This window comes from Natronosalvus vescus (genome assembly GCF_023973145.1).
GTDB lineage: Archaea > Halobacteriota > Halobacteria > Halobacteriales > Natrialbaceae > Natronosalvus > Natronosalvus vescus.
In genome coordinates, this window is the sequence record NZ_CP099546.1 from 3638926 (window position 1) to 3653169 (window position 14244).

The following is a 14244-nucleotide window of genomic DNA, read 5'->3' on the forward strand; positions in this document are numbered from 1 at the left end:
TCACACCCGATGTGTATCTCCGGTAACGAATTAATCACACCCGATATGCATCGCCTCGAGTGGCGGCCAACCCCGCTCAGAGATCACCAAGAACAGTGTAGACGAGCCGACACGGTTCGTCACCCGCATTGACGCTGTAGTGAGGAGTGCCAGCGTGGATAACCGAGAGGGTGCCGGGCCCGGCGGTATACTTTTCTCCGTCTGCGACGAGTTCGACTTCACCCTCGAGGATTACCGAAATCTCGTCGCCCTCGTGACTGGTCGTTCCGGTTTCGGGAACACGCTCACCGGGCTCGATGACGTAACTACCAGTCTGGACGCTCGGTTCCGACGATTCGTACAGCGCCAGCGGTTCGTCGACACTGTCTCCCCACACCGAGTCGAGTTGATGCACGGTAACTTGATCCATACCCACCATACGGACGAGAGTCGAGTAAACTCTTCGGGTATTCTCTCGAACTATCAGAATACGATATCGGCTTATGACGAACACATCGTATGTGGTTGGTGTCGTTATGTGGTCAAAACCCCCTATTTGTGCATAAATTATATATCCCGCCTCGTCCAGAGCTAAGGTATTGGGAGGAGATAACACGTGACAGAACGACTTGCAGTAGACATTGGCGGGACATTCGTCGATGCAATCAGTTTCGATCGAAACGATCGAGACATCAGCGTAGAAAAAGCATCGACGACGCCGGAGGAACCGGAATCGGGGGTGCTGGCATCGATCGACAAAGTCGGCGTCGACCTGGAGTCGACAGAAGCGTTCGTCCACGGGACGACACTCGGGTTGAACGCCGTCCTCGAACGCGAAGGAGCGACTACCGGCATCATCACGAACGAGGGGTTTCGCGACGTGTACGAAATCGGACGAACGAACGTCGAGCGGCATGCGATGTACGACATTCGCTACGAGAAGCCCGAATCACTCGTTCCACGGCGTCGACGGGTGGGCGTCCCCGGACGCCTCGATGCAAACGGCGAGGAAGTCGAACCGCTCGAGGCCGATGCGGTTCGCGACGCGGCCGAACGCTTGATCGACGACCAGGGTGTCGATACCATCGCCATCTGCTTCTTGCACTCGTATCGAAACCCGATCCACGAACGTCAGGCCGCAAACATCGTTCACGAAGCCTACCCGGGGACGAGCGTTTCGATCTCGAGTGACATCACGCGCGAATACCGCGAGTACGAGCGCACGAGTACGGCTGTGATGGATGCCTATATCAAACCCATTTTCGGCAGCTACGTCGATGACCTGGAGGGTGAACTCACCGAACATGGCTTCGACAGTCCGTTTTTCATCACGCGCTCGGGCGGCGGGACGCTGACTGCCGAGAGCGCTACGGAAGCGCCGGTACACACGATTCTCTCGGGACCGGCAGGGGGTCTCATCGGCGCGGCTCACGTCGGCCGGGAAACCAACAGGGAGGATCTCATCACCGTTGACATGGGTGGAACGAGCCTCGACGCCTGTGTGATCGAAGACGGAACACCCGCCGTCAAGTACGACTCCCGGCTCGAGCATCAGCCGCTGATGATCCCGGTGTACGACATTCGAACCATCGGGGCTGGCGGCGGGTCGATCGCCTGGCTCGATGGCGAACTTCTGAAAGTCGGCCCCGAGAGTGCAGGTGCGGAACCAGGCCCTGTCTGTTACGGCCAGGGCGGTACCGAACCGACGGTCACCGACGCTGCCGTGGCGCTCGGCTACATCGACCCCGAGGACTTCCTCGGCGGCGAGATGGAACTCGACGCGGCCGGCGCACGTGAGGCGATCCAAACCGTACTCGCCGACCCACTCGACGCCACCGTTACGGACGTCTCCCGTGGCGTTTTCGACGTCACGCTCGCGAATACCGTCGGCGCAATCCGGGAGATCACGATCGAAAAGGGGCTGGATCCGCGGGAATTCTCGATGATGGGGTTCGGCGGGGCTGGCGGCATGTTCGTTCCGCTGCTCGGCCGCGAAATGAACGTCGGGGAAATCGTCATCCCGAACGCACCGTCGGTGTTTTCGGCCTGGGGCATGCTGATGGCCGACGTCGTCTACGACTTCGCCCGAACAAATATCGAGGCGCTTGCGGACCTCGAACTCGAGAACATCGAAACGGTGTTCGACGAACTCGACGAGCAAGCAGTCGAAACTCTCGAGAGCGAAGGCTTCACCGGCGAGGAGATCACGCTCAATCACACCCTCGAGATGCGCTACCTCGGCCAGGAACACACCGTCGAAGTGGATGCAAACGGTATCGAGTCGACCGACGAAATCAAAGACCGATTCGAACGCAAACACGCCGACCGCTACGGCCACGAGATGGCTGATCCGGCCGAAGTCGTTCACCAGCGGGTTCGTGCGGCCGGCCACAACGACAAGCCGCCACTCGAGACGAACGAAATGAACGCGGATGCGTCGCCCGAACCAGTCGGGACGCGCGAGGCGTTCTGTTTCGCCGATCTCGAGGTCGTCGACTTCGCGGTGTACGATCGGGGCGACCTGGTTTCGGGAACCGAAATTGCGGGCCCAGCCATCGTGCGCGAACCGACGACGACTATCGTCTTCCACTCGGATCAGACGGCGAGCGTCGACGAATATGGCCAGTTGCTGATCACCGGAGGTGAGAAACGATGAGTACTACTCCACCGAACGAACCGGACGCTGCGACCGTCGAGGTCGTCAGGAACTACCTCACCTCTGCGGCGACGGAGATGCAACGCACCCTGATCAGAACCGCCTACAATACGATCATCTACGAGATTCTCGACTTCGGCATCTCGCTGTACGACCGGGATCGAAACCTGATCGCGGACTCACCCGGACTCGCCCTGTTCCTCGGTGCGAACGACTTCGCCCTCGAGAAACTGATCGAGCACGTCGGCGAAGAGAACATGGAACCCGGCGACGTGTTCATCATGAACTACCCCTACTGGAGTTCGACCCACACGCTCGACGTCGGGGTGTTCGCTCCCATCTTCCGGGAGGGAGCTGACGCTGACGCCGACGACAACGAACTGATCGGCTACGCAGCCACGCGAGCCCACTGGCTCGACCTCGGTGCCAAAGACGCGGGGTACGTACTCGACTCGACGGACGTCCATCAGGAAGGGGTCATCTTCCCCGGCACGAAGGTGTACAAAGCCGGCGAACCCGACGAGGAAGTGCTCGACCTCATCAGATTCAACTCTCGTATCCCGGACAAGGTCATCGGCGACCTCAACGCCCAGATTGCAGCGATTCGAACGGGTAAACGCCGCCTTCGGGAGCTTTACGACAAATACGGCTCCAGCACTGTCGACGAGTGTATCGACCGTATCCACGACCACGGCGAGCGGACGGCACGAGATGCCGTTCGCGATCTCCCTGACGGAACGTGGTCGGCGGTCGACTACGCCGACGGGTCGACTGGTGAGCTGATTCGAATCGAGGTTGAGGTGACCATCGATGGCGAGGAGTTCAGCGTCGACTTCAGCGGCTCGTCCGACCAGGTCGAGGGGCCGCTCAACATCCCGCTGGGAATGACCGAGACAGTCTGTAAACTCTGTTTCAAGTCGATTACCACCCCGACGGAGGTGTCTAATGCAGGCCAGTACGCACCGCTGTCGGTGCATGCCCCCGAGGGTAATCTGTTCAACGCGAGCTATCCAGCACCCACGTTTACCATCTGGACCGGCATCGTCAGCATCGACGTGGTCTACAAGGCGCTCGCGAAGGCGCTTCCCGAGACGATTCCGGCGAGTTCGGGTGGAGACCTCAACGACATTATGTTGTACGGAGAGGATCCCGAAACCGGCCGCCAGTTCGTCGAGGCCAACAACGACGCCGTCGGCTGGGGAGCGACGAACGACCACGACGGAGCGAACGCAGTCATGCACATCAGTGAGACGATGGTGCAGAACATTCCCGTCGAGGTCTTCGAGAACAAAGCCCCCATCTCGTTCGACGAACTGTCCCTGCGAACCGATTCAGGCGGTGCGGGCGAGTATCGTGGAGGACTCGGGTTGCGTCGTGACTTCCGCATCGATCACCCGGTCGGCGCGCTCTCGATCATCCAAAAAACCAAGAAACCGGGCTGGGGGATCGATGGGGGCAAGCCCGGCGCGAAAAACGGCATCGTGCTAGACCTGGATGAAGACGCCGACGAGCGCGTTCAGATACTCGTCGACAACACCGACCTGTACGACGACGGCAACACATGGGCCGGGTTCTTCCGGGGGAACTTCGTCCCCGGTGAGGTCATCTCGAATCGTACTGGCGGCGGTGGCGGCTACGGTGAGCCGTTCGACCGAGAGCCTGAAGCAGTCCTCGAGGACGTCAGAGACGGCTACGTCTCTCGAGGCGCCGCCGAAGACGAGTACGGAGTGGTCATCACGGACGAACTCGAGATCGACGCCGACGCGACTCGAGCGCGACGCTCGGATAGTACCAACTGAAACGATGCACACACCGATCGCAGACCTGACTTTCGATCGGATGTGCAGTGACGTTCAGTCGCTACGAAGCTGTCAGTAAACACTGCTCGAGAGACCGTCTGTTGCGCATCGACGAATCGTCGACGGCCGTTTCGGTCGTCTTCGTGGGGTGATCGGCAGCAACCAACCACCAAACCTACCACCACCACCACCAGGCTGCCAACTCATCGTGCCAGGTTCCCGGTGTCGCAACTCCACCCATATTTCACTTTCCTCGTTCGGAGTGGGCACGCCGAACGTATCGGCTGTCTCGAGTACCGAGCACCGACGGTCGAGAGGCCATTCCTCACATCGGGGCCTCGAGTACCTGCAGTAGTTCAAAGACCGTGACCGAGGTACGAGGTACGCTGTCGTGGTTGTGGGATCAGAACGGGCAAAACAGGTTGGAACAGAATGGCGGCGTCCCCACGTGCGGCACGGACAAATCCCACAAACGCTTTTGGCCGCGGCGGTCATATCTCCACCTATGTACGTGCGGGACGCGAAAAACCGGGAAGAGGTCTGGCTTCTCGACCATATCGAGGCGATGGGACTCGACGACACGGCGTTCCGCTCACGTGATTACGTCGTCGCCATCGACGAAGTCTCCGGGGAAAAAGCCGGGTTCGGACGCATTCGGATCCACAAACCCGACGACGGTGACGACGTGTGTGAGCTCACGAGTATCGGCGTCCTCGAGGAGTGGCGCGGGCAAGGCGTCGGCGCACACGTGATCGAACGGCTGATCGAGTACGCCGGTGACGAGGGGTTCGTAACGGTCTACACGCTCACCGGTGACGGTGCGTATCTCGCCCGTTTCGGCTTCAGCCGAATCGACGAGTCCGCCCTACCAGCGGTCTTACAGGATCGACTGGCAGCCAAGCGGGAGGGAGTCGACCCCGACGCGGTTCCCCTCGCCATCGACGCGGCGGAATTTCAGATGCCCTCACACCTCCGGGACGCATTCAAGCAGGCGACTGCGTCCGCGGGTAGCGACACTGCTGACGAGGATTCACCGGAAGACTTCGGCATCGATCCCGAAAAAGCGACGTACAAGTACGACACGGGTCGACGCTAACGAAGGATACGTGGCGATACTGAGGTCTCGAGCGCACAGTGGCCGACTCGAACGCAAACTGACGCCACTCGAAACGAGACCGACCGTTTGCGCCACCTCGTGCACTGTGAACTCGGTAATGGAGCGTGAGCACCAGAACGCTACGGTCATGCTCGAGTCCACACAGGGGGTAGAGTTGCAGTCTGGCAGATACGGGGTCGGTATTCAGACAGGATTACAAGAACATTGATTCGATGAGCGACGATCCTGACTCCGGACGCGTGGACACCGAAGATGACGACATTCGCGTTCGGTTCCGCGGTCCAGACCGATTCGTCGAAATCCGCACACCTGACTGGGCGATATAGCCGGCGGTGTCGGTGTCGCAGGGGAGTGAGGTTCGACCGGCAGACTCGAGGATAGCAACAGCTGGGAGGTGACGGGCGTGTTGATCAAGATATCCGTCGGGGAGGACAAAGCCGAAGACCAGGCGCGTGAGATCGTCGAAAAATCGAATCATAGCGTCACCGTCGTGCTCAGTAGCGATCAGCTGATTGGAGGGTATGGCTGCTCTGGTTTCGAAATTTCACGACGTACTACAGTGACCAAACGCACTGTTACTGGTCAGTATCATCGTGTCCTGTGTCGACAATGGGTATTTACCAGGTCGAAGCCCCCGATATTTACGTTATTACCACAGTCCGGTAGTGCCCAACACGTCACTACCACAATTTAGTCGGGCACATAACAGATATCTATCGGGAGAACCTATGGGTATCGGTCTGGTAGGCTGCGTACGATGGACGAGCATCGACTCGATATCGATCTCGACACGCTCCAATCCCTCGAGCGTCGCCTCCCGCTAGACGACATCTTCGACGTGCTGTCGGACGACTGTGCTCGGTACACCCTGTACTGCCTGGACGATCAGCCAACGATAGCGCTCGAGCAACTCGCGGACGTCGTCGCAGGGATGCGTGCAACGGCAACGGACACCGTCACGACGCCGAGCGAGCACGAGCGCATTCGTATTCGGCTCTATCACGTCTCTCTTCCCAAACTCGAGTCGCTCGAGTTTATCGAGTACGACGTCGACACACGGATGGTCACCAGAGCGAACGTTCCCCCGGACGTCTACGAACTCTTAGATATCGACCAGTCCTAGCACCCACACCAACAGAACCCAGAACGATCAACCACCCACGCTCATGGATACACTTACCGATGCGTTCGAGCGCGTCGAACGCCGACGAAAAACGCTCGAGGTGTATGCAGTCGACGACTCGGTTCGCTCGGAACTCGAGAGGCAGTTTTCGACGCAGAACGTCCGAATCGTCCACCACGCGTTCCCGTCGAAGACGGATCTCGGATTCGTCGTCATCCGGGATTCGAACGGGGAGTTTCGCGCCGCGTTGGGCCTCGAGAAACTGCAGGCGATCATCTCCCCGGAGATTCAACCACCGTGGGAACTTTCGGATCTCGATTCGACAGACGTATTCGACTTTCTCGAGAACACCATCTTTACGGCGTACGATCGTCGCCAGATGCTGGCGGCGACTCGCGAGATCGAAGAGCGCGCCTGGCGAACTGACAGCGGAACCCTGCACACCGGCTTCCAGACGTCGACTGCGTTCGCCAAACAGGCGCCGATCTACGATCGGTTCGCTCACGACAGCAGCGTATCGGTACGGGTTTTCTTCGATGGGGATCCAGCGGTCACGAACGACAGCGATTCCAGCCTCGAGGTCACCCCTGATGCGGGGGCCGAAATCGGCGAGCACTGGTTCGTGCTGTTCGACGGTGGGCCAACCGACAGAAACGCCTCCGGGTTGCTCGCCAGGGAACGCGAACCCGGCCGATACTACGGCTTCTGGACGTACGATCCCGGATTCGTCGAGGAGATCATGTCCTACGTTCGGACGGCCGTCGACAGCCACTAACCGCGCCAGGGACGTCGGTCGGTTTGTCAACCTTCAAGCCGGAGGAAACCGTCGTCAACGATAATGTTCGACTCCGACGATCTCGAGGCCATCAGGGAGGGGGAAGCGAGCTGGCACGCAGACCAGGTCGAACCAGTGCTCGAGCGCTTTGGCGAGCGAAACGAGACGTTCACCACGGACACCGGTGGACAGGAAGTCGACCGCCTGTACACGCCGGCTGACGTCGCCGACCGCGACTACGACGAGGATCTCGGGTTCCCTGGCGAACCACCGTACACGCGAGGCGTGTACTCGACGGGGTATCGTGGACGGCTGTGGACGATGCGTCAGTACGCCGGCTTCTCGACGCCCGAAGACACTAACGAGCGCTTCCACTACCTGCTCGATCAGGGTCAGACCGGGCTCTCGATGGCGTTCGACCTGCCGACCCAGATGGGCTACGACTCCGACGCCGAGATGTCCGCCGGCGAGGTCGGCAAAGCCGGCGTGGCGATCGACTCCCTCGAGGACATGGAGACCGTCTTCGACGGGATTCCGCTGGACGACGTCTCGACGAGCATGACGATCAACGCGCCCGCCTCGGTGTTGCTCGCGATGTACATCGCCGTCGGCGACCGCCAGGGGGTCGACCGTTCCGCTCTGCGGGGAACCATTCAGAACGACCTTCTGAAGGAGTACATCGCGCGCAACACCTATATCTACCCGCCCGAGCCGTCGATGCGGATCATCACGGACATCTTCGAGTTCTGTGCCGAGGAGGTGCCGAAGTTCAACACCATCTCCATTTCGGGCTATCACATCCGCGAGGCCGGATCGACCGCCGCCCAGGAACTTGCCTTTACGCTGGGCAACGGCCTCGAGTACGTCGAATCGGCGATCGACGCGGGTCTCGATGTCGACGACTTCGCCCCGCAGCTCTCGTTTTTCTTCAACGGTCACAACAACATCTTCGAGGAGGTCGCGAAGTTCCGGGCGGCCCGACGGATGTGGCACGACCTGATGGACGAGCGCTTCGACGCGCAGAACCCCAAGTCAAAGCAACTCAAGTTCCACACCCAGACGGCCGGGTCGATGCTCACCGCCCAGCAAATCGAGAACAACGTCGTCCGCGTCGCCTACCAGGCGCTCGCGGCCGTCCTCGGTGGCACCCAGAGCCTCCACACCAACGGGAAGGACGAGGCGCTCGCCCTGCCGACCGAGAAGTCGGTTCGAACCGCACTGCGAACCCAGCAGATTCTCGCCCACGAATCCGGCGCGGCGGACACGGTCGACCCTCTCGCCGGAAGTTACTACGTCGAGAGCCTCACCGACGAGGTCGAAGCCGACGCTTACGAAATCCTCGAGGAGGTAGACGGACGCGGCGGGATGCGTCGAGCGATCGAACAACAGTGGGTGCAGCGCCAGATCCAGGATACGGCGTTCGAACGACAGCACGAAATCGAAAAGCGAGAGCGAATCATCGTCGGCGTCAACGAGTTCGAGGTCGACGAAGAACCCGAGATGGACGTCCAGGAGGTCACCGAGGAGGACGAGCGCCGTCAGATTCGTCGCCTCGAGTCCGTTCAGAGCGACCGGGACGAGGAAGCCGTCGAGGCGACACTCGAAGCCCTCCGCGAGGCCGCACGCGGCGAGGACAACCTGATGCCGTACATCATCGACGCCGTCAAAGCGTACGCGACCGTGGGTGAGGTCTGTAACGTCCTGCGAGATGAGTTCGGCGAGTACACGCCTGGCAGCGCGGTCTGACTACCCTCGAGGATCCGTACTGTGCCCCGGAACACGGGCCATCTTGTGGCGACGACCCGCGCGGAGCTCTCGCCGCGTCGTTTACGTGGTCAGTTTCAAGGGCACCGACGATGACGGGACAGCCATGACTGACCTGACGATCGAATCGACAGTCGACATCGACGACGCGTCGATCCCCGCCCTCGGGTTCGGCACCGCATCAATGACGGGATCGGACTGTGCGGATGCCGTCGACTGGGCGCTCGAGGCCGGCTATAGACACCTCGATACGGCCACGATGTACGACAACGAGGAGGCCGTCGGGGACGGACTCACGGCGGCGGACGTGTCCCGGGACGAAGTATTCGTGGTCACGAAGGTACACCCCGACGATGCCGCGTACGACGACGTTCTCGAGTCGGCGAACGGGAGCTGTGACCGGCTCGGCATCGAGACGATCGACCTGCTGTTGCTCCATGCCCCGAGCGAGGAGTATCCCCTCGAGATCACGCTGGACGCGATGAACCACCTCCAGGACGAGGCGGTCGTCGATCACATCGGCGTCAGCAACTTCTCGGTGAGTCAACTCGAGGAGGCCGTCGAGATTTCAGAGACGCCGATCGTCACGAACCAGGTGAAGTATCACCCGTATAATCGCCAGGACGCCCTGCTCGAGTACTGCATCGAGGAAGATATCGCGCTGACGGCGTACTCGCCGCTCGCGAAAGGCGACGTCGTCGGCGAGGATCGGCTCGTAGAGATCGGTGACCAGTACGGCAAATCCGCCGCCCAGATCGCGTTACGGTGGTTACTCCAGCAGCCACAGGTCGTGGCGATTCCGAAAGCCTCGAGTCGAGAGCACGTCGAGGCCAATGCCGACGTGTTCGATTTCGAGTTATCGGCCGAGGAGATGCACACAACCTTCGAACTGAGTGGCGAAGTTCCACCGTTCGCCCGGTAAGCATCTCGGATCCGTTCGGTCACTCGTATCGGATCCGTTCGGTAATGAGCCGTTCGAGAGGACGACTCGAGGAGAGATTCGTGGCATTCAGGGAGGAAACTCGAGGGGGTCTGCACGGCCACCTGGAAGGCGACTCGAGGCGGCTTGCTCCTTCGCTTTCAACTTATTACTCGTCGGTGCCTACCGAAGCCGGACGGCCGTTCCGTAGGCCATCACTTCCGATCCGCCATCGGTGATCTGGGAGGTCTCGAGGCGGACGTTGATGACGGCGTCGGCTCCCATCGATTCGGCGTCGGCTTCCATCCGCGTGATCGCTTCGTCGCGGGCTTTGGTGAGCAGATCGGAGTAGGCCTTGAGTTCGCCGCCGAAGACGTTCCGAATGCCCTGGGTGATGTCCCGGCCGACGTTTCGCGCCTCGACGGTGTTTCCGCGTGCGACGCCAAGGATTTCGACGACTTCGCTATCGGGAACCGTTTCAGTAGTGGTGAGTAACATCCGCTCGAGACAATGGTGTTATCGTACTAACACCTTTGGGTTCGCTTCGACGTGCGCCGGTTGTATTCCAGCAGTCGGAACACCCCACAGGATCGTCCGGAACAGAACACTGACGGTACTACTCATCACACAGTCGAACACAGACAATGCGTTACGATCACGCCGGAATCGCAACCGACGACGCCAACGAGCTGGCCTCGCTGTACGCAGACCTCTTCGACGTCGAGGTCGTTCACGAGGAAACGTTCAACGGGATGACCGTCGTCTTTCTGGACTTCGGAAACGGGTACTTCGAATTGCTCGAGCCCCAAGAAGACGGCACCATCGCGACCTACCTCGAGCGCCACGGGCCCGGCATTCACCACCTCGCGCTCGAGACCGACGACATCGAGAGTGCGCTCGATCGAGCGCGGGAACTCGGGATCGAGTGTATCGACGAGGAGCCACGACCGGGCGCGTGGGGTCACGACGTCGCATTCCTGCACCCGCGGGATACCGGTGGTATCTTACTCGAGTTCGTCGAGCACTGACCGTCCGACCCTGATCGTCGTCGGCACTCCTCTCGTACACAGTACCATCGACTGCTCGGCGCGTCAGTGAGTGTTCGAACGGTTCACGTGTCAGCGGTGATCGAACGTCCTCAGGGCCACTCGAGGACGAACACGGTCGACGGCTCGTCGAAAGCGTCGTGTACGAGTCGGACGCTATCGGGTCGCTTCTCGAGATCCGGGATGGTGAGTGCGAGGTCGTAGTGTACGGCACCGATACACTGGACGCACGCGTCCACCGATGGCTCGGTCGGTGTAATCGGTAGCACGAGTTCATCACCGGGTTCGTCAGATCCGTTCCCGTCGTTGGCTCCCACGTGGATTCCGTCGTCGGTACGGTCGCGGACGACCGCCGACTCGATCGCTACCTCGTGACAGGGCGTCGGTGCTTCGATCGTTGCCCGAATCCGGAGGCCATCCTCGTGGACGCGAATCGTCGGATACACCGGCGTCTCGTCGCTCAGACACTCCCCGTCGATGCGCTCGAGATCGATCTCGACCCCTTCTGGAAGGTGCTCGTCGAATTCGGATCGTTCCCGATCGACAACCGCGTCGACCTGAGTGATCGTAGTGTCGCTTCTGTCGACATTGGTACCCGCCCCCAGGACAATTCCAGCGCCACCGATCCGCGAGAGAACCTGCCGTCGTTCCATACCACACGTTACGCCATCTGGAGCAAAAACCGCTTGTTCAGCTCGGTGAGACCGTTCGTCTCGAGAGACCGATCAGTTGAGCCGCGCGAGGTGATTCAGTGCGTAGACCGTCCGCAACACGTCGACGCTCTTCCCGCGATCGAAGACGAGTTCGTCGGAGGTGAGCACGTGATCCAGGGTGTCCCGCGAGGCGTGCTCCGGCGCAGCGGCGATTCCAGCGTCGTTCTCCGCAACCCACTCCATCACGCGGAGATCGCTCTTGGAGTCGCCCATCACGAGGGCGAACGGCTCCGCGACGTCGAGCACCGACAGCGCGTGTTCGACGCCGGCCACCTTGTTGAGTTCGAGACTACCGATCTCGGCGGCGTCGGCCTCGTAGTAGGCCACGTCGATTCGCTCGAACAGGCTCGCGATCGCGTCGGGGACGGCAGCGACGCCGATGTCGGGATAGGCCCCCTGTTGCTCGAGGACGGCTCTGATCTCTGGATCGGCATCGGCGTAGAAGGCGCGGGTGGCGGCGATAGTGGGATCGACGCCGAGATCCGCTGCCGTTTCGTCATCGAGTGAAATCGCTTCCTCACCCTCGAGTGCGCCCGAGACGGCCCGACCCAACTGGTCGATCATGTGGACGAGGGCCTCGTCGATGATCTCGCGAGCTCGGTTCGAGCCGGTCTCGTAGTTGGGTTTCATCGTAACGTTGAACTCGTTGCCCTGGAGGTGACACCCACGGCGGAGGGATTCGGGCGCTTCGGGGAGCATCCGCGCCCGAAGGGTGTCGAAGATGTCGCGAATCTCCGGGTCGAGATCCGCGTACAGCAGTTGCTTGGTGTCCGCGCCGTGACCCGGCGTGAAGACCCCGTTCCCCGCCTCGTAGACGATAGAAAGCGTGCCGGAGTGGACGATTTCGCTGCCCAATCCCTGAATGGCGAACCCTTTGACGTTCTCGAGCGTCTGGCCGGTACAGATGACGATCGGGACGCCGGCCTCGTGAAACTCCGTGAGGACGTGCAGGGTGTCTCGTGGGATCTCGTTGTCCGTCCCCCCGGCCGAGCGAAGGGTTTCGTCCACGTCAAGCACGAGGACGTTCACCGCACGACCGTACTTCGCCTCGAGGTCGAGCGCGGTAAAGGCCTGATCGCGCGTGGCTCGTGAGGCGATTTCGGCGAACGTTTCACCGGCGGCGAAAGTCGAGCGAATTTCGTCTTTGCGGCCTTCGAGTTCGTCGCTGGCGTCCTGCCAGTGCTCGAGGGCGACCCGCGAGTCGATCGGCGGAAAGACGTCGACGAACTCCTGGTACTCCTGGAGGGTCTTCGTGTCAAACTCGTCGTAGAGGCGGTAGACGAGGTCGTAACGTTCCATGTCACCGCATGTGTGGGGCTGCCGGATAATCGTTTCCGACGGTGCGACGGTTGCCAGGGTCGGTCGGGTGCACGCCTGCCGGCGCGACGGCGGCACCTCCCACGCTCAGTCGCGCAATAGAAACGGCCGGACTTCGAGACCGACGACCCGACCTGGGTCACACCACCGGTAGGGAAGGGAAAACGTGTGCGTCTCGCCGGGCTCGAGTTTCGGACTGGCGTACTCGTGGTGAGTCTGTGCGGTGGTGCCGTTCTCGTACAGCGACCGGGCGTAGACGAGTGCGTTACGGGGCTTTTGGCCCGCTGGGTGTTCGCCGGAGACGTTCTCGACGGTCACCAGACCGCCGTAGACCGATTCTCCGTCTGCTTCGCCGATGATTCCCCACGCCGTCTCGCGTACCTCGAGGCCATCGTTGATCTCCGGGCCGGGGCCACTGTCGTCGCCATCCGGAGGAATCAATCGATAGCCGTCGATCCGATCCGGATTCCCGTCGCCGGTAATCGTAAAGATGGCGTCCTCGCTGGGGCGAAACAGGGTTCGACTCGCTCGCTCGAGTACCGTCGAGCCCTCGAGAAACTCGACCCTGATCGTGGGCGTGCTGAGCGCACGCTCGAACTGGATGCGGCCACGAACCCCGTAGCGGCCGGTGTCGGGATCGTGAAAGAAGCCGTGGTCAGCGATGTTGACGTCTGCGATGGTCTCGGCGTCACCCGCAATCTCGCTTCGCTCGGCGCAGATAGGCAATGCAGAACGCTCGAACGTCCTGTCTGCAACCGTGTCGTCAGGCCAATCGGAATCGGGGAATAGCGGAACCGAGTCGGTACCTGACTCTCGGTCACCGATTTCACGACGCGAGAGACAGCCGGCGAGGAAGACGGTACCGAGGCCGGCACACGCGACGCCACCGACGCTGGCGAGATACGGTCGCCGCCCGTGCAATCTGTCACGCATGGCAATAGGCACTCATCTCGAGGGGCGGGTATAGCGCTTTGGTACGGTACAATCGGTCTTTCACCCAACCCCCGAGCATGTTTACTCGAGATAGAATAAACTT

Annotated in this window: 13 protein-coding genes and 1 pseudogene; 9 read left to right on the forward strand and 5 right to left on the reverse strand. The window is 60.9% G+C overall.

Going from position 1 to position 14244, the window contains the following annotated elements:
- Window positions 1-76: 76 nt before the first annotated feature.
- Window positions 77-409: a cupin domain-containing protein gene (locus NGM68_RS17185; RefSeq protein WP_252699442.1), complete on the reverse strand. Its 333-nt coding sequence runs from the start codon at window positions 407-409 to the stop codon at window positions 77-79.
- A 186-nt stretch (window positions 410-595) separates the two neighbouring features.
- Between NGM68_RS17185 and NGM68_RS17190 the strand changes: the two genes are divergently transcribed.
- The 8 genes and pseudogenes from NGM68_RS17190 to NGM68_RS17225 all read left to right on the forward strand — a co-directional run bounded on the left by NGM68_RS17190 (window position 596) and on the right by NGM68_RS17225 (window position 10135).
- The gene (locus NGM68_RS17190) at window positions 596-2635 is read left to right on the forward strand and encodes a hydantoinase/oxoprolinase family protein (RefSeq protein ID WP_252699443.1); all 2040 of its coding nucleotides are present in this window, start codon (window positions 596-598) and stop codon (window positions 2633-2635) included.
- Complete coding sequence (locus tag NGM68_RS17195; RefSeq protein WP_252699444.1) at window positions 2632-4434, forward strand: hydantoinase B/oxoprolinase family protein; 1803 nt, start codon at window positions 2632-2634, stop codon at window positions 4432-4434. Before NGM68_RS17190 ends, NGM68_RS17195 begins: the two co-directional genes overlap by 4 nt.
- Before the next feature lie 505 nt (window positions 4435-4939).
- A complete protein-coding gene (locus tag NGM68_RS17200; RefSeq protein WP_252699445.1) occupies window positions 4940-5530 on the forward strand; it encodes a GNAT family N-acetyltransferase in 591 nt (196 codons plus the stop codon).
- 233 nt (window positions 5531-5763) lie between these two features.
- Window positions 5764-6020: pseudogene (locus NGM68_RS17205) on the forward strand (hypothetical protein); the annotation flags it as partial.
- Window positions 6021-6308: 288 nt separating this feature from the next.
- Window positions 6309-6674: a DUF7344 domain-containing protein gene (locus NGM68_RS17210; protein WP_252699446.1), complete on the forward strand. Its 366-nt coding sequence runs from the start codon at window positions 6309-6311 to the stop codon at window positions 6672-6674.
- Window positions 6675-6717: 43 nt separating this feature from the next.
- Complete coding sequence (locus NGM68_RS17215) at window positions 6718-7449, forward strand: DICT sensory domain-containing protein (RefSeq protein WP_252699447.1); 732 nt, start codon at window positions 6718-6720, stop codon at window positions 7447-7449.
- A gap of 63 nt (window positions 7450-7512) precedes the next feature.
- A complete protein-coding gene (locus NGM68_RS17220; protein ID WP_252699448.1) occupies window positions 7513-9195 on the forward strand; it encodes an acyl-CoA mutase large subunit family protein in 1683 nt (560 codons plus the stop codon).
- Window positions 9196-9319: 124 nt separating this feature from the next.
- Entirely contained in the window at window positions 9320-10135 is an 816-nt protein-coding gene (locus NGM68_RS17225) for an aldo/keto reductase (RefSeq protein WP_252699449.1), read from the forward strand.
- A 180-nt stretch (window positions 10136-10315) separates the two neighbouring features.
- Here the strand turns inward: NGM68_RS17225 and NGM68_RS17230 are convergent, their stop codons facing one another.
- Window positions 10316-10630 carry a YbjQ family protein gene (locus tag NGM68_RS17230; protein ID WP_252699450.1) on the reverse strand — a complete coding sequence of 105 codons (315 nt, stop codon included), beginning with the start codon at window positions 10628-10630 and terminating at the stop codon, window positions 10316-10318.
- Window positions 10631-10776: 146 nt separating this feature from the next.
- Between NGM68_RS17230 and mce the strand changes: the two genes are divergently transcribed.
- Window positions 10777-11160, forward strand: a complete 384-nt coding sequence (mce, locus tag NGM68_RS17235) for a methylmalonyl-CoA epimerase (RefSeq protein ID WP_252699451.1) — start codon at window positions 10777-10779, stop codon at window positions 11158-11160.
- A gap of 110 nt (window positions 11161-11270) precedes the next feature.
- Here mce and NGM68_RS17240 read toward each other — a convergent pair whose 3' ends face one another.
- The 3 genes from NGM68_RS17240 to NGM68_RS17250 all read right to left on the reverse strand — a co-directional run bounded on the left by NGM68_RS17240 (window position 11271) and on the right by NGM68_RS17250 (window position 14141).
- The gene (locus tag NGM68_RS17240) at window positions 11271-11831 is read right to left on the reverse strand and encodes a hypothetical protein (protein ID WP_252699452.1); all 561 of its coding nucleotides are present in this window, start codon (window positions 11829-11831) and stop codon (window positions 11271-11273) included.
- Window positions 11832-11903: 72 nt separating this feature from the next.
- Window positions 11904-13190 (reverse strand): HAD family hydrolase, encoded by a 1287-nt coding sequence (locus NGM68_RS17245; RefSeq protein ID WP_252699453.1) that lies wholly within the window; start codon window positions 13188-13190, stop codon window positions 11904-11906.
- Between the two features lie 105 nt (window positions 13191-13295).
- Window positions 13296-14141 carry a hypothetical protein gene (locus NGM68_RS17250; protein ID WP_252699454.1) on the reverse strand — a complete coding sequence of 282 codons (846 nt, stop codon included), beginning with the start codon at window positions 14139-14141 and terminating at the stop codon, window positions 13296-13298.
- Window positions 14142-14244 lie beyond the last annotated feature (103 nt).

What these genes read in the sequence shown, in the direction of transcription:
- NGM68_RS17185 (WP_252699442.1), bottom strand. Translation starts at nt 409, where the DNA reads ATGGATCAAGTTACCGTGCATCAACTCGACTCGGTGTGGGGAGACAGT.
- NGM68_RS17195 (WP_252699444.1), top strand. Translation starts at nt 2,632, where the DNA reads ATGAGTACTACTCCACCGAACGAACCGGACGCTGCGACCGTCGAGGTC.
- NGM68_RS17200 (WP_252699445.1), top strand. Translation starts at nt 4,940, where the DNA reads ATGTACGTGCGGGACGCGAAAAACCGGGAAGAGGTCTGGCTTCTCGAC.
- NGM68_RS17210 (WP_252699446.1), top strand. Translation starts at nt 6,309, where the DNA reads ATGGACGAGCATCGACTCGATATCGATCTCGACACGCTCCAATCCCTC.
- NGM68_RS17215 (WP_252699447.1), top strand. Translation starts at nt 6,718, where the DNA reads ATGGATACACTTACCGATGCGTTCGAGCGCGTCGAACGCCGACGAAAA.
- NGM68_RS17220 (WP_252699448.1), top strand. Translation starts at nt 7,513, where the DNA reads ATGTTCGACTCCGACGATCTCGAGGCCATCAGGGAGGGGGAAGCGAGC.
- NGM68_RS17225 (WP_252699449.1), top strand. Translation starts at nt 9,320, where the DNA reads ATGACTGACCTGACGATCGAATCGACAGTCGACATCGACGACGCGTCG.
- NGM68_RS17230 (WP_252699450.1), bottom strand. Translation starts at nt 10,630, where the DNA reads ATGTTACTCACCACTACTGAAACGGTTCCCGATAGCGAAGTCGTCGAA.
- mce (WP_252699451.1), top strand. Translation starts at nt 10,777, where the DNA reads ATGCGTTACGATCACGCCGGAATCGCAACCGACGACGCCAACGAGCTG.
- NGM68_RS17240 (WP_252699452.1), bottom strand. Translation starts at nt 11,831, where the DNA reads ATGGAACGACGGCAGGTTCTCTCGCGGATCGGTGGCGCTGGAATTGTC.
- NGM68_RS17245 (WP_252699453.1), bottom strand. Translation starts at nt 13,190, where the DNA reads ATGGAACGTTACGACCTCGTCTACCGCCTCTACGACGAGTTTGACACG.
- NGM68_RS17250 (WP_252699454.1), bottom strand. Translation starts at nt 14,141, where the DNA reads ATGCGTGACAGATTGCACGGGCGGCGACCGTATCTCGCCAGCGTCGGT.